At 66.0% G+C, this 24,182-nt stretch carries 19 protein-coding genes and 1 pseudogene; 8 read left to right on the top strand and 12 right to left on the bottom strand.

The window, feature by feature from the left end:
• Positions 1 to 245: 245 nt before the first annotated feature.
• Positions 246 to 915, bottom strand: a pseudogene (locus OG430_RS23300) (IS5 family transposase); the annotation flags it as partial.
• 2,934 nt (positions 916 to 3,849) lie between these two features.
• Here OG430_RS23300 and OG430_RS23305 point away from each other — a divergent pair.
• Entirely contained in the window at positions 3,850 to 4,929 is a 1,080-nt protein-coding gene (locus tag OG430_RS23305; RefSeq protein ID WP_327359191.1) for a S1 family peptidase, read from the top strand.
• A gap of 487 nt (positions 4,930 to 5,416) precedes the next feature.
• Here the strand turns inward: OG430_RS23305 and OG430_RS23310 are convergent, their stop codons facing one another.
• Genes OG430_RS23310 through OG430_RS23320 form a run of 3 tightly spaced genes read right to left on the bottom strand, consistent with a single transcriptional unit; the run spans position 5,417 to position 8,449 of the window.
• Entirely contained in the window at positions 5,417 to 6,718 is a 1,302-nt protein-coding gene (locus OG430_RS23310; protein WP_327354515.1) for an ArsB/NhaD family transporter, read from the bottom strand.
• Complete coding sequence (locus OG430_RS23315) at positions 6,715 to 7,173, bottom strand: CBS domain-containing protein (protein ID WP_327354516.1); 459 nt, start codon at positions 7,171 to 7,173, stop codon at positions 6,715 to 6,717. The genes OG430_RS23310 and OG430_RS23315 overlap by 4 nt, the downstream gene beginning before the upstream one ends.
• Positions 7,160 to 8,449: a cation:proton antiporter gene (locus OG430_RS23320; RefSeq protein ID WP_327354517.1), complete on the bottom strand. Its 1,290-nt coding sequence runs from the start codon at positions 8,447 to 8,449 to the stop codon at positions 7,160 to 7,162. The genes OG430_RS23315 and OG430_RS23320 overlap by 14 nt, the downstream gene beginning before the upstream one ends.
• Before the next feature lie 443 nt (positions 8,450 to 8,892).
• Between OG430_RS23320 and OG430_RS23325 the strand changes: the two genes are divergently transcribed.
• The 4 genes from OG430_RS23325 (at position 8,893) to OG430_RS23340 (ending at position 13,870) form a co-directional block, all read left to right on the top strand.
• Positions 8,893 to 9,681, top strand: a complete 789-nt coding sequence (locus tag OG430_RS23325) for a hypothetical protein (RefSeq protein ID WP_327354518.1) — start codon at positions 8,893 to 8,895, stop codon at positions 9,679 to 9,681.
• A gap of 14 nt (positions 9,682 to 9,695) precedes the next feature.
• Positions 9,696 to 11,894: a hypothetical protein gene (locus OG430_RS23330; RefSeq protein WP_327354519.1), complete on the top strand. Its 2,199-nt coding sequence runs from the start codon at positions 9,696 to 9,698 to the stop codon at positions 11,892 to 11,894.
• On the top strand, positions 11,894 to 12,952 hold the full coding sequence (locus OG430_RS23335; protein ID WP_327354520.1) for a hypothetical protein: 1,059 nt from the start codon (positions 11,894 to 11,896) through the stop codon (positions 12,950 to 12,952). Before OG430_RS23330 ends, OG430_RS23335 begins: the two co-directional genes overlap by 1 nt.
• Before the next feature lie 135 nt (positions 12,953 to 13,087).
• Entirely contained in the window at positions 13,088 to 13,870 is a 783-nt protein-coding gene (locus tag OG430_RS23340; protein WP_327354521.1) for a hypothetical protein, read from the top strand.
• A 49-nt stretch (positions 13,871 to 13,919) separates the two neighbouring features.
• On the opposite strand, the gene OG430_RS23345 is transcribed toward OG430_RS23340, so the two are convergent.
• The 3 genes from OG430_RS23345 to OG430_RS23355 all read right to left on the bottom strand — a co-directional run bounded on the left by OG430_RS23345 (position 13,920) and on the right by OG430_RS23355 (position 16,591).
• The gene (locus OG430_RS23345; RefSeq protein WP_327354522.1) at positions 13,920 to 14,840 is read right to left on the bottom strand and encodes a CBS domain-containing protein; all 921 of its coding nucleotides are present in this window, start codon (positions 14,838 to 14,840) and stop codon (positions 13,920 to 13,922) included.
• Between the two features lie 236 nt (positions 14,841 to 15,076).
• Positions 15,077 to 15,400, bottom strand: coding sequence for a hypothetical protein (locus tag OG430_RS23350; protein ID WP_327354523.1), 324 nt, complete (start codon positions 15,398 to 15,400; stop codon positions 15,077 to 15,079).
• A gap of 228 nt (positions 15,401 to 15,628) precedes the next feature.
• Positions 15,629 to 16,591, bottom strand: a complete 963-nt coding sequence (locus OG430_RS23355) for a GlxA family transcriptional regulator (protein WP_327354524.1) — start codon at positions 16,589 to 16,591, stop codon at positions 15,629 to 15,631.
• A gap of 70 nt (positions 16,592 to 16,661) precedes the next feature.
• On the opposite strand from OG430_RS23355, the gene OG430_RS23360 reads away from it, so the two are divergent.
• Complete coding sequence (locus OG430_RS23360) at positions 16,662 to 17,507, top strand: alpha/beta fold hydrolase (RefSeq protein WP_327354525.1); 846 nt, start codon at positions 16,662 to 16,664, stop codon at positions 17,505 to 17,507.
• Between the two features lie 251 nt (positions 17,508 to 17,758).
• Here the strand turns inward: OG430_RS23360 and OG430_RS23365 are convergent, their stop codons facing one another.
• Both OG430_RS23365 and OG430_RS23370 read right to left on the bottom strand, forming a co-directional pair.
• Positions 17,759 to 18,214: a hypothetical protein gene (locus OG430_RS23365; protein WP_327354526.1), complete on the bottom strand. Its 456-nt coding sequence runs from the start codon at positions 18,212 to 18,214 to the stop codon at positions 17,759 to 17,761.
• A 61-nt stretch (positions 18,215 to 18,275) separates the two neighbouring features.
• Complete coding sequence (locus OG430_RS23370) at positions 18,276 to 18,875, bottom strand: TetR/AcrR family transcriptional regulator (RefSeq protein ID WP_327354527.1); 600 nt, start codon at positions 18,873 to 18,875, stop codon at positions 18,276 to 18,278.
• 153 nt (positions 18,876 to 19,028) lie between these two features.
• Here OG430_RS23370 and OG430_RS23375 point away from each other — a divergent pair, with 153 nt between their 5' ends.
• A complete protein-coding gene (locus OG430_RS23375) occupies positions 19,029 to 19,679 on the top strand; it encodes a peroxiredoxin-like family protein (RefSeq protein ID WP_327354528.1) in 651 nt (216 codons plus the stop codon).
• A gap of 81 nt (positions 19,680 to 19,760) precedes the next feature.
• Here the strand turns inward: OG430_RS23375 and OG430_RS23380 are convergent, their stop codons facing one another.
• The 3 genes from OG430_RS23380 to OG430_RS23390 all read right to left on the bottom strand — a co-directional run bounded on the left by OG430_RS23380 (position 19,761) and on the right by OG430_RS23390 (position 23,345).
• Positions 19,761 to 20,312: a DM13 domain-containing protein gene (locus OG430_RS23380; RefSeq protein ID WP_327354529.1), complete on the bottom strand. Its 552-nt coding sequence runs from the start codon at positions 20,310 to 20,312 to the stop codon at positions 19,761 to 19,763.
• A 230-nt stretch (positions 20,313 to 20,542) separates the two neighbouring features.
• Positions 20,543 to 21,475 (bottom strand): DUF5655 domain-containing protein, encoded by a 933-nt coding sequence (locus OG430_RS23385; RefSeq protein WP_327354530.1) that lies wholly within the window; start codon positions 21,473 to 21,475, stop codon positions 20,543 to 20,545.
• Positions 21,476 to 22,253: 778 nt separating this feature from the next.
• Positions 22,254 to 23,345: an alpha/beta fold hydrolase gene (locus OG430_RS23390; protein WP_327354531.1), complete on the bottom strand. Its 1,092-nt coding sequence runs from the start codon at positions 23,343 to 23,345 to the stop codon at positions 22,254 to 22,256.
• 112 nt (positions 23,346 to 23,457) lie between these two features.
• Between OG430_RS23390 and OG430_RS23395 the strand changes: the two genes are divergently transcribed.
• Positions 23,458 to 24,180 (top strand): TetR/AcrR family transcriptional regulator, encoded by a 723-nt coding sequence (locus OG430_RS23395; protein ID WP_327354532.1) that lies wholly within the window; start codon positions 23,458 to 23,460, stop codon positions 24,178 to 24,180.
• The last annotated feature ends 2 nt before the right edge of the window (positions 24,181 to 24,182 follow it).

Raw genomic sequence — 24,182 nt, forward strand, 5'->3', positions numbered from 1 at the left:
AAGTGCAGAGTCTCACCTCGTCGGGCGCGAGTCATTGCCGGTCTCCGGCAGTCTTTAACGCCCCCTTGATGCCGTACTGACACGAACACAGCTCACTTAGGGCCTGTCCGGCGGATCATGAACGGCGTGCCGACGAGGCGTACTAGGTGTGGTTAGAGACCGCCCATGGGAATCAGCGAGGTCGGATGAGCCTGTGCGCCGGCGGCCGTTCGGCAGCCTGTTGGGCTCGGTCTTGCGCGCGGTGGGCTGCCGCAGGCTTGGCGGTTGGCCCGCTGATTCTTCGGTTCGGGGATCGTGTGCTTGATCTGGCGTCGTCGCAGGTAGCAGTGGTTGCGGCGGGAGGAGTACACCGCGTCGCCACCAATATGGTCAGGCCGCGTCCGGGGACGCCCACCATGGAGGCGCGCGACACGGACGCGCTCCATGACCGGGATCAACTGCGGGGCTAGTGGGCGTCTTCCGCCCTCACCAGCGAGGTGGATTTTGCAGGTCAGGCCGCCCCGGGAGCGTCCGAGTCCCTCATCGGGGCGGTGCTGCCGGGGCGTGCGTCTCTCCCCGGCAGTCGCGGAGGCTTCCTGCGTGCTCCGGCGGCGTGTTGGTGAGCCCGGCAGGAAGTGGAGTCCACGCTTACCATCGACCAGTCGATGCGGCCTTCCGCGTCGGCGTCGGCCAGGACGGCCGCGAAGAGCCGGCCCCATGTGACATCCGCTGACCAGCGCCGATGCCGCTCGTACACGGTCTTCCACTTACCGAAACGCGCAGGCAGATCCCGCCACGACACCCCGGTTCGGTTCCGGTACAGGATCCCGTTGATGATCCTGCGATGGCTGCCCCAACGGCCGCCACGCTGCCGGGGCTTCGGCAGATGCGGCTTCAGTCGGCCCATTCTTCACTTGTGAGATCCCCCTGCCCCATGGACATGCCAACGAGCCGGAACGGTGACGCTACCCGATCCGCCGGAACAGGCCCTAACCCGTTGGTTCCCAGGTCGGCTCCGGCAGAAGGAATAGGGAACGGTAGATCTATTCAAGCCACGGCGAGCCGCTTGCCGCAAGATCATCATATGGATTCGGCCATGATCTATTACTAGTGATTTTCGATCACTTATCCAGGCCAGTCCACGACCCCAATCGAAATCGGAATTTGACATTCAGCCATTGCGCATTGCGATGCCATTAAGGGGCTGGCTGGGATGACTCCTCCAGGTCGAGGGGTGGACCTGCAGCTATGCCTGGCCGGACGCTAGGTCCGCCCTAGACCCCGCCAAATCATCCTCCTTGATACGCCGCGAGAGTGACGTGGTGACCCGACTTTCGCGAACCATGCGGACCAACCAATTCCGAATGAATTTGATCATCGACTGTATCGAATCAAGCCAACTAGCGGGTACCCCTGCAGTGTCCTGAAATATATTTGCCTGGATCAAATAAATCGTGTGAAGTGGGTGGCCATTCGTTAGTTACGTTCAGCGAGCGAAGCAAGAGGTATCTGTAGTGAACCTCAGACCACTGCCAAAGAGAGCGGCACTCCTCTCATCGGCCTTTGCAGCCATGGCGCTCCTTGTATCCTCGGGCGCCGCACCTGCCCACGCCGCGGAGACCTGTAGGTCGATCACTGGGGCTAAGGCGTGCTTTAACCCCACCGGGGAAGTCTTCACGCTCTACGACACTGCGCCTGATGGGTACTCTGTGCGAGTCCAATGGGGTATCAGCGGGGAACCACCAAAGGACCATGCTTATGGCTACGGCTGGAACAATGGAGGGAATAACACTTACTCAACGTTCAATCGCGACTGGCCAGAAGATCGTAAAGTTGGGTTCTTTGTCTCCCGATATGACGGTGACTCCGGTGCGGTCTTCGGAATGTCAAACCCGATCTCTGCAACTACGTGAAGGTCCCCAAATGTCCCCGCTCGCTTCTGCTGAACCCGAACCCGGTGAAGCGCCGGCGCCAAATCCTCGATGAGGTTGCTGCGTACTAGATCATGCGCAGTCCACGCCTGATGGTCTGCGGCAGCTACGGAACCAGAGCACCTCGACGAAGCCTCGGGCCGACCCATCACCTCACAATCCAGTTCCGTCACGGGAATTGATCAAGCATCACTCCTGACAGCAGGAGCGCGTCTAGGGCACCATGGGCCTGTTGGTCCGCGACGGGGTGGGCCCAGGTACCGTCCGCCGCGGGCTCTCTCCCGGGCCAGAGTCATAGGAAATAGCGCCAATAATCATAATAATGGCGAGTAATCCGAGAAGTGCAACTAGCGCCAATAAGGCATGCCGCAACGTCAACTTCTTCATGAGACCTCCCGCTAACGGTCCACTCATAATCGCGGATAATCCTGGCTAAACACACTCATGCCGCACATGTCTGCGCCTTGTCATTATGGCACGCCTACGCGCTTGATTCACCCTCTACGCATTCATGACCGAAAGTCTCGCCATGAACTGATTTCCGATTCACGCTCAACATTCGCCCAGCCCGACGGAGGCGGACGCTATGGGAGGCCGCAAAGCACATTCGCCCTCAAAGTTGGTCCGCCCGACTTACGGAGAGCAGCATGCGCTGCGCTCAAGGAATCACCAATATTCATTCGCTCAATCTGAACGTGAGGTGACCTCGTGAACCGACCCAGGAAGAGACTTCTCTCTCTGGCTGGTGTGGTCCTTGCACTAAGCTTGGCAGGGACTGCCGCTGCCGCCACAGGATCAAGCAGCGATGGCGGAGGAAGTGGACCTGCACCAGTACAGTCGTCAGATGCTGGCGAGTCCGACAGTCCGCCCCTTGAGAGGCACGATGGCTTAGCCCGGGCACTGCCACTGAGTGAAGTTAGAGCCCGCGGGCTCGAGAAGTATGTGGATCCCGGAAAGTATCAGGAGAGAACACCGAAGCTATCCGCGAGCACGGTTCCCCCTACGCCAGAAAGAAAGACTTCCGGAGAGGTGTCCCCTCTCGCTTCCGGCTGCTGGGAGCATTCGTACTGGTACGGCAACTCGCAGCTGAAAGGCCAGACAGATGTCACATGGTGTGGCGACGGCCTCAATGCCGTCACCTACTCGGCATCTGGCTGCTGGGGTGACGAGGCTTGGGTGACCTACTTGTACGTGGGGTGCGATCTAATTGAGGATTTCGGCCATCCAAAACCTGATGAGTACTGGAATGTGTACCACGTATGGACTAAGTGGGATCTTTGTCCAATAGCAGCAACTCAGTGGGGTGGCTGCTTTCTTCATTCTCGGCCTTGGGCTAAATATTGGTACGGCGCGGACGGCGCTTGGGGGCGCATGGGGGGCACCGAATGAGTCTGGCCTCGATAACGCGTTACGCGTACGCGCCGAAGCCTGACGGTAAGTACGCCTTTCGCGCATTGGACGCCTGACGTGATGTACATGTTCGTGCCCTGCTAGGCGTAATTGACGCGATCAGATCGATCGTGTCAGTTCGCTAGCTCACGCGGAGAGGATTACCTCAGTGCGCATGGATAGCCTCATTAGAGCCGCCATGGATTCGTGGCCGCACGCACCTATCGATCCAGACAGGTTGGCTCAGAATGCGATATCCCGACGGAGCCAGAGAAGGAAGTGCGTCCGTAGGACAGGAATTGCTTGCGTACTAGTTGCTTCCTGTGTCGGCGCCTGGGTATACATGGCAAACGCTTGGTGAGTGACTCCGCCTAGTTCGTTCTCGATAGGCACTTTCATCGGCATGTGGAGTCTTTTGTGAAAGCTGGGTACTCCGCCAATGGGGAGGGGTTTTGTGGGACTGAATGCGTCGAGCGGTTGGATTGAATGGTGCCGCCGAGTGGCGGTTGTGTGCTCTCTCGTCTGTGGGCTCTCATTTTCTGCGCTTGGCATGCCAGTTACAGCCGCCGAACACACTACCGAAGAGGCCGCGAAAGGGGCGAGTGCGGCAGTACTTAATGCTGACGTTACCGGCACGTCGTGGTACATCGACTCTGACGCTGACATGTTGGTGATCAGCGTCGATTCGAGAGTTTCGGAGAGCGAAGTTCGGACCCTATCGAAGGTGGCACACTCCCATACCTCGCGGGTGAGGATCCAGCGAGTTTCCGGTAAATTCCGCCCTCTAATTATGGGTGGAGATACCATCCACCATCCAGCCGGATCATGTTCACTCGGATTTAACGTCCGCAGCGGCGAAAAATACTACCTGGTCACTGCGGGGCATTGCGTGCACGTCGGCGATCCATTAGTTACGAGCTCGGACCTGAAAATCGGACCCACGGTAGAGTCTAGCTTTCCCGGTGACGACTACGCAGTGGCAGAGTATTCCGATAGTTCAGTCCCCCATCCCGGCAAAGTTAATCTATACAACAATAGCTCTCAAAATATTGTGAGCTCCGGCGACCCTGAAATCGCCCAGTACGTAAAGAGGAGCGGTGCCACGACCGGCCTGCGTTCTGGCCAGATAATTGGCCTCAATGCAACAGTAAATTACGGAGATGAGTGGGGGATAGTTACTGGTCTTATTCATACGAACATCTGCGCCGAAGGTGGTGATAGCGGCGGCCCGCTCTTCTCCGGAAGTATGGCTCTGGGGGTACTCTCGGGCGCCAGTGGCGACTGCACTGATGGCGGGGCCACCTTCTATCAGCCCATCAATGAGGCTCTTCGCAAGCACAGCCTCAACATAAGCCTCGACGGTTGTGCGAGCATCGCGGGCGGGAAGGTCTGCTATCAGCCGTACGGCGACAAGTTCATCCTGACAGACACAGCTGGGGACGGGGCCCACCCTGAGCTTTCGTTCACGAGTGGCGGGACTTCATACACCTGCTCCAACACAGCTGGCACCAACACCAGTAAAACCTGCGACTACGATTTCCCCGAAAGCCAAACCCTCTCCTACTATCTGTCGATCTATGACGGGAGTGACCTTGTACGCCGAGGGACTATCTACTACGACCGGTTCTGACCAAGGTTGTACATCCTGATCGTGATGCGCCGGGCACCCCGCAAGACGGCGGTGCCGCTCGGCTCCGCTATCGCTGGGGGCGCCTTGGGCGGCGTATTTCTCGGCGCCTCCGCGATGGCCAATCTTTGATGCGCTACTTCCGAGGCTGTCCCTCACGCATCCCAGGGCCCAGTGGTCGTTCCATAGACGTGGCGGTAGGAACCAGGACGCTGTCGGTGGAGGCCGCAGTGGTGCGCAGCCAGGATGCCCGGGCCGCCGCCAGGTGTTGCGCGACCAGTGCACGCAGGCCCTGCCCGGCCTCGGCGGCCAGCTCTCCGGCGGCTCGTCGCGCCTGCAGTTCGTCCCGGGTCAGCCGTCGGCCGTGCGGGCTGTCTCGGCGAGCAGCGGCCCGTACGACTCGAGCAGTTCCTCCGTCTCCAGGGGTTGCTCGGACGGGTCGTGCCTTGCTTGGCGTTCCTCGCTCATGCCGGACTCCCGGTTCCGTCGCTCATGCCAGGGCGAAGTAGCGCAGCCAGACGTAACCGACCGAGACCGCAACCGTGACCGCGGTGACGACGAGGCCGTACTTGGTGAACTGCCAGAAGCTGATGGGCTGCCGGTTGCGCTCGGCAATGCCCAGGACAACGACGTTCGCGGAGGCACCGATCGCGGTGGCATTCCCGCCCAGGTCCGCCCCGATGGCCAGGGCCCACCACATGACGTGGCTGCCAGAACCGTTCCCCATCGCCTCGACCAGATCGCTGGTGATGGGCGCCATGGTGGCGACGTAGGGGATGTTGTCGACGATCCCGGACAGTCCGGCCGAGGCGCCGAGCATCAGCATCGAGCCGCCCAGCTCATTGCTTCCGATCGCGTCGGCCAGGGTCTTGGAGACCTCGCCGATGACACCAGTCTCGATCAGGCCGCCGATCATGATGAACAGCCCCGCGAAGAACGCGAGCGTGGGCCACTCGACCTCGCCGAGGACCTCGCCGGTCTCCACCGTGGAGACCGCCACCAGCAGGCCGGCACCCAGCAGGGCCACCACGCTCGGTTCGAAATGGAGCACGGGGTGCAGGACGAAGCCCGTGACGACCAGGACGAGGACGACCAGGCCCTGAACGAGCAGGCGCGGGTTGCGGATGGCCTCGCGTTCCTCCAGGGCCATGACCTCCTCGGCCCGTGACTCGTCATAGGTGAACGACTTGCGGAACAGGAAGCGGCACAGCGCGATCAGCACCACGATCAACAGGGCGGACAGCGGGGCGAGATGGACCAGGAAGTCGTTGAAGGTCAGGCCGGCCCGGCTGGCGATGATGATGTTCGGCGGGTCCCCGACCAGGGTGGACATGCCCCCGATGTTGGAAGCCAGGACCTCGGCGATCAGGAACGGCGCCACCGGCAGCGCGAGGCGCTCGCACACCAGGAAGGTGACCGGGGCGATCAGCAGCACGGTGGTGACGTTGTCGAGCAGCGCCGAGGCGCACGCGGTGATGACGATCAGCATCACCATCACGCGGAAGGGTTTGGCCCGCGCTCGCTTGACCGACCAGATGGCCAGGTACTCGAACATGCCGGTCTTCTTCAGCACACCGACGATCATCATCATGCCGAGCAGCAGGAAGATGACGTTCCAGTCGATGCCGGAGTGTTCGGAGTAGAAGGCCGCTTTGTCGTCGGTCGCGCCGATCGCGAGCATCAGCGCCGCGCCCCCGAGGGCCGCGGCGACGCGGTGGATCTTCTCGCTGATGATCAGGGCGTACGCGCCGACGAAGACGACGAGTGCGGCCCAGCTGTGCCAGTCGTTCACGATGCTCCGATGAGTTGTTCCACCAGGCGGGCCGCGGTGATGGCGCCCAGGAGGCGGACCTGGTCGCCGTCACGTTCGATGACGGCGACCAGAGGCGTGTGGGTGCGGGCCATGAGCGCAGCGACGTTCATGGCGCTCGCATCGGGGCCGACGAACGGCGGCGTGAAGCGACGCCTCGGCAGCCACTCGGCCACCGACTGGCCGACCACCGCCTCGTGGACTTCGTCGAGGCTGCGGTCGGTGATGACGGAAGCGAGCAGCGGGTCTTGCTGGACGTAGTCGGGCACCAGCTGCCGTACCAGCTGAGAGCCGGGAACGATGGCCCACGGCTGCCCGTCGCGGTCCACCACCAGCAGGGCCGGCAGCTTCCGTTCGGCAAGTAGCCGCAGCGCGTCCACGGCGTCGTCGTCCGTCGACACCGACGGGTAGGGCTCTGCGAGATCACGCGCGCGCATGACCGTTCTCCTTGCGTGGTTCGGTCTGCGCACCGGGTCCGGTGGCAGGGCCGCCGCGGTGTTCGACGTCGGTGCCGCCGTGCCCACCCGGGATGCCTGCGAGTTCATCGACGTGGAAGAGGCGGGCGATCGGGACGTCGGTGCTGCTGTGCGCGATGATCGACACCGCGATGCACACGGCGATCAGGGTGAACGCCTCCTCGCCCTGTGGGATCCCGGACTGCAGCACCAGCAGTCCGTAGACCACCGAGGCGAAGCCCTTGGGCCCGAACCAGGCAGCGACCAGCTTCTCCTGCCGGGTGAAATGAGCGCGGGTGCCGATGAGCGAGAGCAGCAGTGAGGCCGGACGGATCAGAACGATCGCCAGGACCACGGCGACGTACCCGCCGATCGACAGATCCCCGAAGAGCTGCGGCGTCAGCAACGCTCCGAAGACAAGGAGCGCAGCGAACTTGGCCAGCTCAGCCAACATTTCGCCCAGCGGCTCGAAGGCCGCCTTCGACTCCGGCGAGACCGCGGTGAGAACCGCGCCGGCGGAGAACGCCGCCAGGTAGGGGTTGGCGTGGGTGAGGTGGCAGAGGCCGTAGAGGATCACGCCGATCGCCAGCGGAAGCAGCGGCTGCAGCTTCGGCTCGGCGCCCAGGTGACGGAAGCGTACGAGCCCGTTCACGAACAGCGGCAGCAGAATCCCGAAGGCGAGGCCCATGCCCAGCTCCAGTCCGATCTTGCCTGCGGACGCCTCGGCGTGCCCGGACGTCGGCCCGGCCATGGCGATGAAGATCAGCACGATCGGCAAGGCGAGCCCGTCGTTGATGCCGGACTCCACGTTCAGCAACTGCCGCAGCTTGGAGGGGACTTCCTTGCGACCCACGATGGCCGAGGCGAACACCGGGTCGGTCGGCGCGAGCACCGCACCCACCAGGAACGACGTCGTCCAGTCCAGGCCCACCACGTAGTGCGTGACCAGGGCCATGAAGATGAAGGCCAGCGGCATGCCGAGCCCAAGGGCTCGGGCCGGGTTCTTCCAGTTGGCCTTCAGCTTGCCGAAGTGCACGTGCATGCCGTCGGTGAACAGCACTGCGAACAGCGCCAGATCGGCCGTCACCGACACGATCTCGCTGTCTGGCGTGATGTGAATCAGGCCGAGGAATCCGTCACTGACGATCGCGCCGCCGACGAGGAAGAGCAGGGACGTGGAGAGCACGGTCCGCGCGGCGAGCCCGGACAGCAGCACCGCGATCAGTAGTGCCACCCCGAAGACAGCAACCAGCACCATGACGTACGCCCCCGATCGGCAAAGACACCCTGATCCCGAGGCCACTGCCTCAAGACCGCCGACCAGACTTCCCGGCACACCAGGGCGGACCCTACACGTTCTTTACGCGACATTGACAGGTCCTTTGCGGGCATCCGAGGGGTACTTAGATTGCCGGAACCCGGCATGGTGGAACAGTCGCATCCACCCGTACTCTGCGCGACTGCACATCTGGTCCGTCCAGAATCACGGGCCGGTCAAGTGCCGCATTCTGTAGCTCCCTTGAGGAGATCCGGTCAGGGTGAGCGGCCGGGCGCTGGTTTTATGGCGACAAGGTTGTATTAGTTCTGGGCAGCCCTCCTGGATCGAGCCAGACACGACCAGTTAGGGTCCGGCTACAAGTAGCCGCAGGTTTGCAGAGGCACGCTGCCCAGGCAGGGGCACGCGTAGGTACGGGGGATGCAGTGAGTTCCGAATCTGATTCCGTAGCGCCGATATCCGCGCCGAACACCGGCCCGGATCCGCGCACCAGCCACCGGTTGGACGTGCCCCCGCCGGACGCGCGTCCGGATGTGCGCGATCTGGACCCGTCCCCGGGCACCAGCCCAGGCCCCGCCGCGCATGGCGGCCTGCAGCCGATGTCGGCGACCGACACAGCCCCGGACCCCCGCATCCAGGCACCCACCACTCCCCTCACCGGCACAGACCCTCGCATCCAGGCGCCCACCACCCCGCTGACCGGCAACGACCCGCGCACCTCGCACGAGATGCCTGCCCCGGACGGGCGGACCGACGTCCGTGACCTGGACCCCGCACCCGGCACCAACCCCGGGCCGCCGCCCAGCAACGGCATTCAGGCGATGTCCGCCGGCGGCGGGCCGAGCGGCGGCCCGGGTGTCGGCGTGCAAGCAGGCGGCGGCCTGTCCGGCGTGGACGACCCGGCTGCGCTGAACCGGGCCGGGCAGGGTGCCTATCAGCTGGGCAGCCTGGTGCAGAGCAACGGACGCGTCGGCGACGACGAGCAGATGATCGCGGCCACGGCCGCGCTGGGGGCCGACTTCTGGGGCGGCCAGCTGGGCCTTGAGCTGATGAAGACGATGGAGACCTGGGACAAGCAGGCAAAGAAGCTGTCCAACACCTGTGCAGCCATCGGCGACCGCTGCACGACCACGGCGAACAGCTACACGACCACGGAGTCGGCGAACGACCAAGAGATGAGCACCCTCCAGCGCTCGCTCGCCGACTTCAACTGAACGGGACCTCCACGATGATCAGTTACACCGAGCTCTTCCACCTCGATGTCGCCGCTATCAAGGGAGCGGCCGACCAGTGGGACGAATACCGGCGCCGCTACGAGCGCATGGACGAGGCGTACGACCAGCAGGTACTCAAGCCCTTCGACGAGGCGGGCTGGTCCAGCTTCGATGTCACCTCGGCCGTCGCGCGGGCCCAAGTGGCGGATGCCAACAAGGAGTTCACGGACGCGGGCATCGAGGCCAAGGGCCTGCGGGCCGTCCTCGAGGACGCCTACGAAGAACTGAAGAAGTGCAAGGCCGACCTGCACCAACTGACCGAGGACGCCAAGAAGAACGGCGTCCTCATCAGCGAGACCGGCCAGGTCAGTCTGAAGGACCCCGACAAGGCCGGTGACGAGCGCCGCGGAGGCGGACTGCTGCCGACCGACAACGAGGTCACCGTCAAACTGTGGGAGGGCAGCATCCTGCTGATCCTCACGTCGGCGACCAACGCCGACCAGTCCGCCGCCATGGCGCTGAAACGGAACACCGGACAGCTGGACGAGGGCTTCAACGACAAGACGGTCAAGTCCGTCGACCAGGACGAGTCGCAGCGCGCCTCCACGCTCCTCAAGAAATACGAGAAGGGCGAGAAGCTCTCCCCGTCCGAACTCGACGAACTGCACCGGCTGATGGTCCACAACAACAAGGACCCCGAGTTCAGCCGCATGACCATCGACAGCCTCGGGCCCGAGGGCACCCTGCGCCTGGCCGAGGACCTGCAGCGCGACAGCCAGGGCGACAGCGCGAACAAGTCGAAGTACGGCGACATCCAGTCCGCGCTGGCCAACAACATCGGCACGGCCAACAAGGACAAGGAATTCTCCGAGCAGTGGCGCAAGGACATGCGCGAGCTCGGCACCCAGCGCCTCGACGACGACGGGCGCAAGCCGTACAACTACCAGCTCCTGACGACCCTCCTGAAGGAGGGCGACAGCAGCAGCTTCCCGCCGCACATGACGACCGGGCTGACCGACGACCTCATCGCGGCGGAGAAGAAGAAGCCGGACATCTGGGACGAGCACCAGGACATCGCCCCTGGTGACGACGCCGAGAAGCAGGAGATCGTCGACCCGGTCGACGACATGCTGGGCATCATGAGCGGTGACCCCGACACCGCCACCAAGTACCTCGACCCGGCGCAGAGCGGCAGCAAGGACAATCTGAAGTACCTGCTCGACGACCGGCACTGGCCCAACGTGCACGTCACCGAGAGCGTCCAGAACGGCACCGGAGCCACCGACGGCGCCGTCATGGACCGGTACGACGAGGACTCCACCAACTCCCGTGCCGGTCTGGGCAATCTGCTGGAAGCCGCCACCACCGGTGTGGAGCCCGGCGAGGAGCGGACCGACTTCAGCGGTCACACGGAGGGCCAGGCCCGCGTCATGCAGGACACGATCGCGCGCCTGGACAGCGACACCAAGGGCGACGAGATCCCCGAGAACATGCGCCAGCCGCTGGCCCGCGCCCTGTCCGACTACACGCCCGACACCCACGACATCATCGCGGGCAGCAAGGACGGTTACGACGACGAGCGCGGCCGGGGCAGCATCACCGGCACCGGCGACGACGCCCACATCACCAACAAGGAAGGCAGCGTCATCCGGGTACTGCGCGGCGTCTCGGAGGACCCCGCGGCCTACGCCCAGGTCTACGAGAGCGAACGCTTCTACGCCGCCGACCAGATGGACAAGGCGTCGCAGAACCCCGGCGCGAACAACGAGAACTGGAACGTCCCGGCCCGCGAGGCGTCCAACGTGCTCGGCGCGTACAACGCCATCGGCTCCGACGCCTACCTCGACCAGCGCGACGAGAAGAAGCAGTGGGCCGACGACGTCGCCAAGCAGCGCTACCACCAAGCCGGACTGCCGCTGACCGCGATCCCGTACGTCGGCGACGGCGCCCAGCGCATGCTCGACCAGACGACCTACGACTGGTCCAAGGACGTCAAGGCCGAGGCCGACCTGCAGGGCAAGGAAGGAACCGAGGCCGAGAAGGCCAAGGGCAGCGCGGGCACCAAGGACCTCGTCGACCAGTGGGTGGCCGAGCGCAACCGGCAGGGCGCGGGCATCTCCGACATGACGGAGCGCGACATCAAGCAGCAGGCCGAGGAGAGCTACCTGGTGCACCGCGGCTCGGCTCTGGGCGCCCTGCGGGGTGAGTACTGATGGCCGCCACCCCGGGTGTCCTGCGGGGGCGGCCCGTCCGTCTCGCCATGATGATCCTGGCCCTGGTTCTCGCCGCGACGGGAGCGACCCTCTACTTCTCCGGAGCGTACGACGACTGGCGCGACGGCAGGGCCCTGTCCCGCGCCTGCGACGGGATCCTGCCCCAGGACGAGCTGCCCCAACTCCTCGACTGGGACGGCAGACTCACCTCCGACGAAGCCTGGAGCCTCACCGCACGGGACGCCCGGACCTGCACCGTCTACTCGCCCGAGCTGGAGGACCACAACAACACCCAGCTCAGCCTCACCGTCTCGCAGGGCCGAGGCAGCCGCCAGCTCCTGACGGACCTGGCGGTCATCGACGAGAGGGAGACCGTCACCCCCATCGGCAACGGCTGGCGGGGCATCTTGAACGTACAGAGCGAACTGCCCAAGGCCACCGTCGTGATGCCCTGCGGCAAGAAGCCGGACGACGCCCTGGTGGTGCACCTGGAGACCTGGTCGGGTCCGTACGACAACGATTCCGCCGGACAGCGGGCCCGCCTCGCCCGCGTGGTGACCCAGGCCGCCGCGAACGCCGCGGACCAGGCCGGATGCGACGCCGCGCCCGGCGAGCGGGTCGAGCGCGTGCCGGGCGAACTCATCAAACGCTCGGACACGCCGAAGCCGGCCGGCACAGCCACGGGCACCTGCCGCGACGTGCCCGCCCCCGCGCTGGAGACGGCTGCCGATCCGCTCGCCCCCATCGAGAACTGTGTACTCAAGGACAGGACGGGCCACCCGTCGGACCGCCTTACCGCGTACTACGGCCCCTTCGTCCAGCACGGGCACGCCGACCTCGGTATCGCCGACTCCGCGCGCTTCGCCAAGCATCCAGCAGGAAGCATCGACGGCCTGTCCTGGGCGAGCGCGGACTGCCCCAAGCAGGGTGGCCCGGCCTTCTTCACCGCCCAGTCCCTGCCGGGCAGCGACGCAGACCTCCCCGCCGGGGCGTTCAAGCAGTTCGCGCTGCGCTCCGCCAAGGGCCACGGTTGTGAGGTACCTGTGTTCAGCAATTAGCGCACCGGCTGGTGCGCGGCCGGTTGCCCGCATTCGGCAATGTGAACCCCGGGCTGTCTGCCGGGACAGGCAGATTCCCGGACGCGGCAGGTTCGTCATGCTGGCACCATGGCCCGCTTCTCACACTCCGTGCACGTGCTGCCCGTGCCACGTCCGTGGTTCGAGCAGTCCGTCGCGACACTGAACGCCCTGGCACAGGACACCTATGTGGACGGTGCGCAGGTTCTGCTACCGGGCGGGCGGCCGGTACCCGATGTGAGGCTGGCCGAGGGGACCCATCTCAAGTCGGGCGCGGTCTATGAGGCGCATGGCGAAGACCTCGCTGCCCCGCAGGAGCGGATGGTCGTCAAGGAGTGGGACGGCGCCTCGCGCATTCGGGTTCAACAGCACCTGAAGCATGAGGAGATGAGCGTCTTCGTGGAGGCCGCACTGCGCAGCGCGGCCAAGCCGGAGGACGTCGAGGTGCGAGTCGAGACGTCCGGCCGGAGCACAAGTGCCCGGCTGATGCGCACGTCCAGCCGGGCGCACCTGCGCCTCGACACCTGGTGGCGTGCGGTGTCCTGTGAGTCTGCTTCGACCGTCCCGCTGGAGATGTCGGTGGAACACCGTCTCGGTAGAGCTGCGGTGCGCGTCGCGCCACACCGCACAGGCGGGAGCTGGGAGCTTCGCTGCACTCTGTCGGTACACGCCTGCCTGCCCCTACGTCCGCTGGTGGCGATCGGCATATGGTTCGCCCGGCGGCGTATAGGCCGTGCCTTTGCCGAGGCCGTGGACCAGGCTGCCGGACGGTGGAACACGGCCATTCCCACCGCCCTCGCGCTCCGCCCGGATCAACTCCGCGCACAGGTCATGGCAGCCCTTCAGGCCAAAACAGAGGCAGGCGTATTCGGCAGTCCGGACAGCTCTGCACCTCCGTGATGATGCCGGGTACCGACGACGACCGCGGCAGCGGCGGCCCGAGCCACCCTCAAAACACCGTCGGCGGCGAGCCGAACGCCGGCTCGCCTGCAGCTCTCGCGAAGGACTGCAGGGCCGGGGCGAGGGCCGTGCGATCCTCGTGCGGCATGTCCTCCAGGATTTGAGTGATCTCCGCCGTGCGTCGTTGCATCACGTCGTTGACCACGTCCTGCCCGCGGGGTGACAGGACCAGACGTAGATCGTCTCGTCCCCCATTCCCGCTCTGCGCGAGCAGGTCGCCGGCCTGGAGGTCGGTCACCGCGCGGAGCGCCATCTGCTCGTCGACGCCGAGGAGTTCAGCCAGGTGCCGGGGCCCGAGGGTGCCGTGCATGCTGAGGAGCACCAGGAGCCGGAACTCGAGGAGGGTCAGGGTCTCTTCGACGGCCGCAAGGGACCGGGCCGACACAGCGACGAGCAGTCGTGAGGCGGTGAGCACGTGCGCTGCCGCGTCGTGCAGGTCATCGCCGCAACTCGCGCTCGCCACGGCGGGGTCCAGGAGGCGCCGCAGCAGTCGCTGTGCGGTGATGATCCCTCGGACCGGGGTGCCTGCGGGATCAATGACCACCACAACCGGGCTGTTCGCCTGCCTCAGCCGCAGGAGCACCGTGGACAGCCTGTCCCTGGGAGTGACGGTCGGGGGCGGCTCGGGCATCGGCAGCAAGTCGCCCACCCTGCGGCCGGAGAGCGCCCGGCTCAGCTGGGCCTGGGCGAAGGGGCCGGACAGCGAGATCAGTCCGGGCTGTGCGGCCAGCGAACCGGGCAGCAGGTGGTGCAGTAGCTCCTGGGCCTGCAGCACAGCCCGCGGTTCACCGGAGGATTCAACAAGTACGAGGAAGGGTTCGGGACTTGCGGCCACCATGCGCGCAGCGACCACCGCATCGCACTCGAGCTCTACGGTCTGGCACACATACGCAAGATCGGCAGCGAACATGAGCGGCTCCTGTTCGACACGTCGTACTGGTGCCGACCAGGCTTCCCGGCGCTCCAGGAGCCTCCTACCGCCGAGACTCCATACAGCATCTTTGCACAGCCCGTCACTCGCTGCTCATGGTTCGTTACCGCTGCATCGATGACGAACGGCCGCAGACCAAGCGGGGATGCGGAGTGGCACCAGCAGCATCTTGCCTTCGCAGCCCACGAGCCGAGCCCGAGGCCGCTGCCGGCCTCTTACCGCGCCGGACGCTTCTCCAGAGGCTTCGGGCGTCCGAGCACCATGTCGTACGCCATGACCAGCACGACCGTCACCCCGGCCAGCACCACCGCCGCATACGCACCCGCGGTGACGGTCTCCCGAGCAGCCTGGGCAATCCGAGGCGCCAGCTCACACAGCGCGGCCCCGTACATGGAGATCCCCGCAGCACCGAGGACCCGTACAGGGCCCGGCCGGTGCCGGATGACGGCCGGGATCCAGCCGGCCGCCAGTGCAAGGCTCGACGGGAGGATCAGCACGGTGCACACGACGAGCAAGATCCAGCTCGTAGTGGAACTCATGGCATGGGGCCTTCCGTGACACGTCTCGTCGGTGGGGTCCGGTGAGCTTAGAGAGACGGCCGAGGGTACGGCTGTGACGTATGTCCCAATGGGCTCGATTTTGATGGAAAACATACATGCGGCTCAGTGGCCGCAATTGCCCTAGTCCGAGCCCAAGCCAGCCAGCCAGCAGAGATCAATCACCGCCGTCATCGCCGCGCTCGACGCCTTGCGCTGAGGCGCCGTCCGTCAGGCAGCCGCCCGAGTTTGGCTGAAGGTGCGCCGGTAGGCGCCGGGTGTGGTGCCCAGATGCGCCCTGAAGCGGCGGCGCAGGTTGACCGCCGAGGTGAGCCCGACGCGGGTGGCGATGGCTTCGACCGGCAGGTCGGTCTGCTCCAGCAATACCCGTGCTGCGTCGAGGCGTTGGCGCAACAGCCACTGCCCCGGGCTGACGCCGAGTTGTTCGGTGAAGCGCCGGGCGAGGGTCCGGGTGGACAGCCCGGCTCGTTCGGCGAGCCGGTCGAGGGTCAGCGGAGAGTCGAGGTGGGACGTGGCCCACTCCAGCAGTGGCGCCAGCGATTCGTCCGTCCTCGCCGGGGCGGGCGCTGCGGCGTACTGGAGTTGGCTGCCCTCCCGGTGTGGGGGCAGGACCATGTTCCGGGCGATCTGGGCGGCGTAGGCGGCGCCGTGGTCGGAACGCACCAGGTGAAGACACAGGTCGATGCCCGCACCGGTTCCGGCGCTGGTGGCCACGTCGCCGTGGTCGACGTAGAGCACGTCCGGGTCCACCTCCACCTGGGGGAAGGCGGCGGCGAGTTGGGGCGCGTGGCGCCAGTGGGTGGCGGCGCGGCGGCCGTCGAGCAGTCCGGACTGCGCGAGGACAAACGCCCCCGTGCAGATGGCGACGATCCTGGCCCCGCGCCGGTGGGCGGCCTGGAGCGCCGCGATGACGGTCGGCGGCACCGGCGCGCTGGGCGGCTGCCAGCCGGGGACGACCACGGTGTCCGCCTCCTCCAGAGCCGACAGACCCGCGTCTACGAGCATCGGGTAACCGATGGTGGTCCGCAGCGGTCCGGGGCGCTCGGCACAGATCCGGAAGCTGTACCGGGCCGGTACGTCCTGCGGGACGGTGCCGAAGACCTCGGCGGCGCAGCCGAGCTCGAAAGGCGACTGCGGCGGATTGAGCAGGGCCACCACCCGGTGAAGGCTCATGGCAAGAATGTACTCCTAGGTGTCTTTTAGGACTCTCGGCAGGGAGATCGACTCCGGTCACAGTGGTCCCATGATTGAAACCACCACCGAGACGACAGTGGTCAGGCGCACAGTCCAGGTCGACGGCGAAACGGCCAGCTACCTGACCGCCGGGCCGCAGGACGGCCAGCCCGTGCTGCTGCTGCACGGAACGTACTGGAGCAGGGTCTGGCTCCCGGTACTGGACCACCTCGCCGACGCGGGGCTACGGCCGATCGCAGTCGACCTCCCCGGGCTGGGGCGCTCGGGCGGCGAACTCACCCTGGAAACGGCCACGGTCCCGGCCCTCGCGCACTGGGTGACACGGTTCGCATCCGCGCTGGAGCTCTCCGGACCGATCTCTGTGGCCGGCCACGACATCGGCGGCGGCATCGCCCAGCACCTCCTCGCCCACAACCGCCTGGAGGTCCCGCGGCTGGCCCTGCTCAACTCGGTCACCTACGACTCCTGGCCCGTGCCTGGCGTGGCCCGCTTCCGCGACCGGGAGGTCGTCGCGGCCACCACCGCCGACGAAGTTCTCACCGCCCGCCGACAGGCCGTGACAACGGCCCTGGCCGGTGCCGCCACCGAGCCATTGATCGCGGACTACCTGGATCCATGGACCCATGGGCGGGTCCGCCGCTCCTGGATGGCCATGGCGGGCGCAGCCGACAACCGCTACACCCTCGACCTCGTTCCCGCCCTGCAGCGATCCACCACGCCCAAGCTGCTGATGTGGGGCGAGGACGACACCTTCCAGAAGGTGGAATACGCCGAGAAGTTCACCTCGGAGATGCCGCACACCACCCTCGTACGCATCCCGGATGCGCACCACATCCCCACGGAGAACGCCCCTGACCAGATCGGCCGCGCGCTCGCAGGATTCTTCACGGCGTAGAGGCATTACGACCACCCGGCTTTGCGGCTGCTCTCGGACCGACCGGCCCGGAGGACACCGGAAGCAACCACAGTGCCCGCTTCGAGCCGCCGGGCGCGCGGAGGCAGGCACATGCGAGCAGCTGGACTGAGGACTTCCTTCTGGTCGGCACAGCCGTTTCCTCCGGCCGCCATCACCTCATACGTCGCGTCGCGTAGGGCCGTGAAGCTCCCGTCGCCCAACTCCCCGTACAGGACCATCCTGCGCCGCAGTCAGCGAGTGACCATCACACGCGCCCGGTAACCGAGTTCGTTGTCCGATTCCCATGTCGCAGTGAAGCCCGTCCACGCGGCGTTCTGCTCACCGTCGGCGGGTACGCCGAGTCGGTCGGCCACGATCTGGGGCGCGTGGGCCTCACGGAACACGCACTTGGTGGCGGACAGCGCCTCGGACCTGGTGACAGCGTTCTCCCTGGGTACGGGGGTGATGACGCGGAGCGCCTTGCCGTCGGCCGACAACTCGTAGAACTGATCCGCCGTCAGCTTGTTGGTGAAGGTCTTGAGCGAGTCGGCGGTCTCAGTCATGCAAGCGTCCCGGACCTGGGTCAGGTCGGCCAGCTTGTCCGGGGCCGGGGCGCCGGCGGTCGTCGACGTACCGGAGCCGCACCCCGTCAGCGTGGTGGCGAACAGCAAGGCAGCTACAGCTGTGGCGCTCCGGAGGCTGGGCATAACAGCAATCCTGCCCGGCGGGGACCTGCTACTCCCCTCGGTCCGCGTTGCTTGACCGGAGTCAGCGCTCTGTCTGGCCCGTCAGCGCATCGATCGCCGCAGTGACACTCCTGCGCAGCTCGCGGGCATCCGCCCCGGCTCGGGAGCGGAGATTCACGCCGTGGGCCAGCAGGGCCAGGACATCAGCCGCGGAATCCGGGTCGGCTCCGGAGGGAAGCTGCCGCAGCTCGTGTGCTGTGTGCAGCGCCGCACGCAACGCCTCGCGCAACCGTTGATGCTGCCGGTCGAGGATGGCGCGCACATCGGGGTCACCGTTCTCAACGCCCGCATGTGCATTGGAGACCATGCAGCCCCACTGGGCGTACTCGCCCGTACAGCGCGCCTCGATCAGCTTGGTGAAGAACTCCGTCACGGCCGGCAGCCCGCGCTCATCCTCAGCGAGCGGGCCGAGCGTCGGCCGGGAGCGCTCGTCGACATAGCGCTCCAGCGCGGCAAGGTACAGCTGCTGCTTACCGCCGAAGGTGGCGTACAGGCTGGAGCGGTTGAGACCGGTCGCGTTCACGATGTCCTGGATGCCAGTCGTGGCCGCGCCCTGCCGCCAGAACAGCCGCACCACCGTGTCCAGGGTCGCGTCCGGGTCGAAGTGCTTGATGTCCGGCATGCCCCGCGTTCACCTACCTTCGCCCGCCATCCTGAAATGAGAGTTCCAAGATACTCCCCTGAAGCGCTGGCCTGGAGTGCACGCGAACGTCTATCTTGAAACGGTCGTTCCAAGAAATTGGACTTACCGAACCTTGCCGGAGGGAAGACCCCAATGAGCAGCGTCAACGCCGAACTGCGTGCCTTCTATGACAGTCGCCAGGAGCAGATCCCCGCGGACATCCGCGCCGTCATGGGGCGGGCGGCCCAGGACTTGGCCGACTCCGGCCAGGCGGACCGCGCACTCAGCGTGGGCGCCAAGGCCCCGTCCTTCACGCTTCCTTCAGCCACCGGACGGGACGTCGCCCTGGACGAGCTGCTCGCCGAGGGCCCGGTGGTGCTGACCTTCTACCGCGGCGCCTGGTGCCCCTACTGCAACATCGCTCTGCGCTCCCTGCAGCAGCACCACGACGACATCACCGCCCGCGGCGCCCACCTTGTCGCCGTCTCCCCGCAGATCCCCGACGAGTCACTGTCCCTCACCGAGAAGCACGGCCTCGCCTTCGACGTCCTGAGCGACCTCGGCTCCGACACCGCCAAGCAGTTCGGACTCGCCTTCGATCTGCCCGACGACCTGGCGGCCGTCTACGACAGCTTCGGCATCGACCTGCAGCACTCCAACGCAGGCCACGCCCGAACCCTCCCCTTGCCCGCCACGTACGTCATCGACCGCGAGGGCACCATCCGCTGGGCCTTCGTCAACGCGGACTACACGACCCGCGCCGAACCGGCCGACATCCTCACCGCACTCGACACCCTCGCGTGAACGCACTCTGAGCTGCGACAGGTGTGGCGGGCCGCCACTGTGCCGGCCCGCCACACCTGCAGAGCCCGCGGCGAACAGTCGTCAGGCGCGGCTGAGCGCGGCCGCCCCGAAGGACACGCTGAAGCGTTCGCACCAGATACTGACGCTGCTGTACTCGTTCACGTCGAGGTCGCCGGGCAGGGCGTAGTTCTGGTCACCCTTGTTGCCTTTGAGCTTGCCGAGGCTCTTGTACTTGCCGTCGTCGAATACGCCCCAGCCCGCCTTGCCCTCCTTGACGGGGGCGTCGGTGATCCAGACGTGCAGGTCCGGGCCGTTACTGGTGTCCAGGCCCTCAAGACGCAGGGTGTGCGAACCATCGGCCAGGCGCAGGATCTTCACCGTGCCCGCGGTGCTGTGTTCGTGGCTGATGAACTTGCCCGTGGCCACCGCCTGCGGCCCCGCCGGCTCGGCCGGCGTTGAACTACTGCCTGGCGACTGGCTCTTGGCAGGTCCGGGCGCGGCCACGGGGATCTCCTCACGGACGGTCTCGTCCGTCCACAGGGTCCACGGCTTGAACCAGAACAGCCCCACGCCGACGACCAGGATGGCCACCACAGCCACACCGAGAATCGCCGGTTTGCGCACTCGCACCATTCCTTGCCCCCTGAAACATTCGATCTCTGCGATCCATCTGACTCCTGGGCATTCAACGGGGCGGCGGGGCCGGTTGTCGCCGCTGGACTGGTGACAGATTCCTTACGGTCCATCAAGGGACGATCGCCTGACGCCGGAATTCACCGCAGCCAGGCCCTCGTTCGCCGTCAACGCCCCCTTCTGGACCCGCATCCCGGTGGGCCATCACTCGAACCCTTGCCGCGTCGCAATCAGGCAGCCTCAAGACTCTGCCGCAAGAGAGGCGCAGCCTCTTGAAGATCGGCATGCGAACGGATGCGGACTTCCAAGTGACCACCTCCGTGATGCCCGAGCTCTCGCACATCCCGCGTGAACCCCGACCGCAGATCCACCAACCTCGGATCCACATTCAGCGTCACCACAAGGGTCTTCTCCTGCACCCGCACCCAGGCGAAGCCACGCAGTCTCCGGTAGGCGACACAGGTCTGCAGGACCTCGCTCCGCACCTCGCCGAGGCCGATCAGAGTCGCGTCCAGGTCAGCGAACAGCTCGCGCATCCGCTCCGGCACGGCCCGCAGGTGATCAGATGCCCCGCCCTCGTTGTCGGCCGAAGCAGGATCCGGCGCCACGGAGAGGTGACGACGTCCCGCTGAGGAGCGCCGGCTGCCGGTGCGACGCCCGTAGGACGAGGCAATCAGCTCCAAGGTGAGCAGGTCGTGGCGGTAGACGCGGTAGCGGACGAGGTCCGTGGCGTGCCCCAGCGTCCGTACCGCATGGGCGTCGTAGCGCGTGAAGTCGGAAGCAACGCAGATCATGCGCGGCCGACTCCAGTCGATGGCAGTCGCCGTCTCCGACCCCAATACTTCATCCACAAGCATGTGGAAATCCCCGCGATGGTCCAGGAGCCAGGACAGATAGAACAGCGCCTGGTTCATGACGTTCTGATCGCGAGCCCTCTTGTACTCCACGATCACCGGCGAGCCGGCCTCGTCGAGGCCGAGCGAGTCGATGCGACCACCGTGCTGGTCCCCGGTCGAGAACTCCGACGCCAGGAAGCGCACCCCGAGCAGTGTCTCCATGTTCCGTTCGACGAGCTTCTGCAGGTGGCGCTCCACCGGCACCTGCTCACCGCGGAGCTCCCGGGCGCCCTCGCCCTCGATGTGGAACAGCTTCAGGTCGGTCACGGTCCCCCTCCAGGCACTCCAGCGTGTCGTGCAGGCCGAGAAGTCTAGGCACGCGAGCGATCAGGAACAGAGCGTTTCCGCAGCTCAGAATGCACATCCAGGCTTGCGCTGGCTCGGTAGCAAATGTGCTCGGGCAACCGCCGAACTCCCCCGGCGACCCGTCCGGCGCGCTGACCGCTTGGGAGAAATCTGGGAGATGATCTTCCGCCAGGAACCTCGCGAGACCACCCCAGACCAACCCATCCCAACGCCCTGATCAGGCAAAACAGCGAACACGCCAGGTACCGATCACGATCGGACCTAATTCGGGACGAAGAGGTCGTGGGTTCAAATCCCGCCACCCCGACAGCTGAAACACCAGGTCAGGCCCAGTTCTCCTTCCCGGAGAACCGGGCCTGATTTGCGTTCCGGGGGCTCTGGGGAGCGAACGGGGAGCGGATCAAGGAAATCCACTCCCCACGGCCTGTCGGCAACTGCACGCCCCACGCCTACAGGTCCCGATCATCTTGAGTTCCCCGATGAGTTCGACTACGAGCGGGGCAAGGCCCGTGCGACGGCTCTGATCGAGCGGTTGTCCCATCAGTTCGGATGGCCTTGCCCCCTGGGCGGCTGAGCAACTACGGAAACCTCGCCGTGGTGACGACGCCGTACCCGGACAGCCACGCCGACTTGGAGACGGATCGTCGGCAGATGGTGTCGCTCTTCAGGGGGCCGAACCTGCTCGGATGCCCTGGCTCGGTCCGGCCTGGACAGCTGGGCGTCGACCGGCCACCCCCGGTCAGGCTCCCGATGCAACAGCCGACTCGCTGACGACCACCGGCCGCACATGGGCCAGCAGCAGTTCCAGGAACTGCTCCGGGCGTCGGAATGCCGCGAAGTGGCTGCAGTCCTCGATCAGGGCGAAGCCCTTGACCGGCGCCTGGACGTCGTCAAAGAAGCGGCGGGCGAGCTCCGGCGACGTAAGGACGTCCTTCTCGCCCTGGAAGAGGAAGAACGGGAGATCGAACTTCGTGCCGTCCGCCCAGTCGTCGAAGCCTGACGTGCCTGTGGTGACCTGTTCCGAGAAGCTCATGCCCTTGACGAAGTGCCCCAGCTCGCGCAGCGAGTGCAGCGGCGAGAGCCACAGGGACCCCATGACGACCTTCTTCATCGTGTCCAGGGTCAGCGGGTCGCTGGTGGCCAGCAGCTTGGCGTGCATCGCCCGCTCACGGGCTGTCCACTGCTGGCCATCGGGGTGAAGTGCCTCAACTGCCGCCAGGTCCTTACGCTTTCCGGCCGCCCGCAGCCGGGTGAGCAGGGCCTGGTGTACGGAGTCGTCGCGGCCGGCGTCGTGGATGTTCTGGTCGGTGCCGACGTATGCGGAGTAGCGCTCGGGGAACTCGCGGGCGAGCCGCAGGCCGAAGGCGCTGCCGTAGGACTGGCCGAGCAGGACGACCTTGTCGACGCCGAGGCGGGTGCGTATGTGGTCGGTGACCTCGACCGCGTCCGCGTAGATCCGGTCGAAGGTCATCTCGCCCTGCTCTTGCGGACCGTTGTGGCCGAGGGTCTTGAGGGCGCCGCGCATGTCCCAGCGGACGAGCGTGAAGTGCTTCTCCCAGGATCTGGTGCGCGGTCCGAAGATCGCGGTCGAGGCTCCGGGGCCGCCGTGCAGTTCCAGGATGACCGGGTTGGCCAGATCCTCGCCGCGGATTGAGATCCACTGCTCGATGCCGCCGATGCGGACGAAGCCCTGCTCGTCGATGCCGTTCCGGGTGTCGATCTTCATGAGGGAGGCATTGCGGGAACGCTTGAGGGCGCGGTGGCCGAGGATGCCGGCCACCGGTGCGGAGAGGAGGGTGACTGCGGAGGTGGCGACGATGGTGGCGAGCATGAGGACTCCCTGGGGTTCCGTTCCAACGAAACTGTATATGTCGTAAGCGGTTGGCTATACGTTATAAACAGTTAGGGTGAGGTGTCAACGGGAATCGGCGGAGGAGGCGCGGGTGGCCGCGAAGAAGGTCGGGAAGCAGGCCGGCGTGAAGGGGAGCTTCGCGCTGCTCTGGGGTGAGCAGGAGCTGCCGAGCCGGGGCCCGAAACCCTCGCTCACCGCGGGCCGGATCGCGGAGGCGGCGATCGGGATCGCCGACAGGGAGGGCCTGGACGCGGTCTCGCTGGCGCGGGTGGCCAAGGAATTCGGCGTCACCGCGATGGCGCTCTACCGGTACGTCCCCGGTAAGGCGGAACTCCTCGACCTGATGGTCGACCTCGCGATCGGCCCACCGGTCCCCGTCGCGCACATCTCCGGCGGCTGGCGCCCGCAGCTGACCGAGTGGGCCCGGCAGTGCCTGGCGACGTACCGCCGCCACCCGTGGATCCTGACGGCGACCGGCATCCGCCGCCAGATCATGGGACCTCATCAACTCGGCTGGCTGGACGCGGCCTTGGCCGCACTGGCCGGAACGGGATTGTCGGCCGCCCGGCAGCATGACACGTTCCTGCTGCTCGTAGGCCATATTCGCAATATCGCCCAGCAGTACGTCGACCACGACGAGGCGGCGAACGAAGAGTGGGCGCACCTGACAGCCGAGGTCCTGGAGCGGCACCAAGAGCGCTTTCCCGCCCTGACCGCCGCCGTCGCGGCGGGCGCCTTCGCTCCGCAAGGCGGGGACCCACTGGACTTCGGCCTGGAGCGGATCCTTGATGGGGTGGCAGCCCTGATCCCCTAGTG

Source organism: Streptomyces sp. NBC_01304 (assembly GCF_035975855.1).
GTDB lineage: Bacteria > Actinomycetota > Actinomycetes > Streptomycetales > Streptomycetaceae > Streptomyces.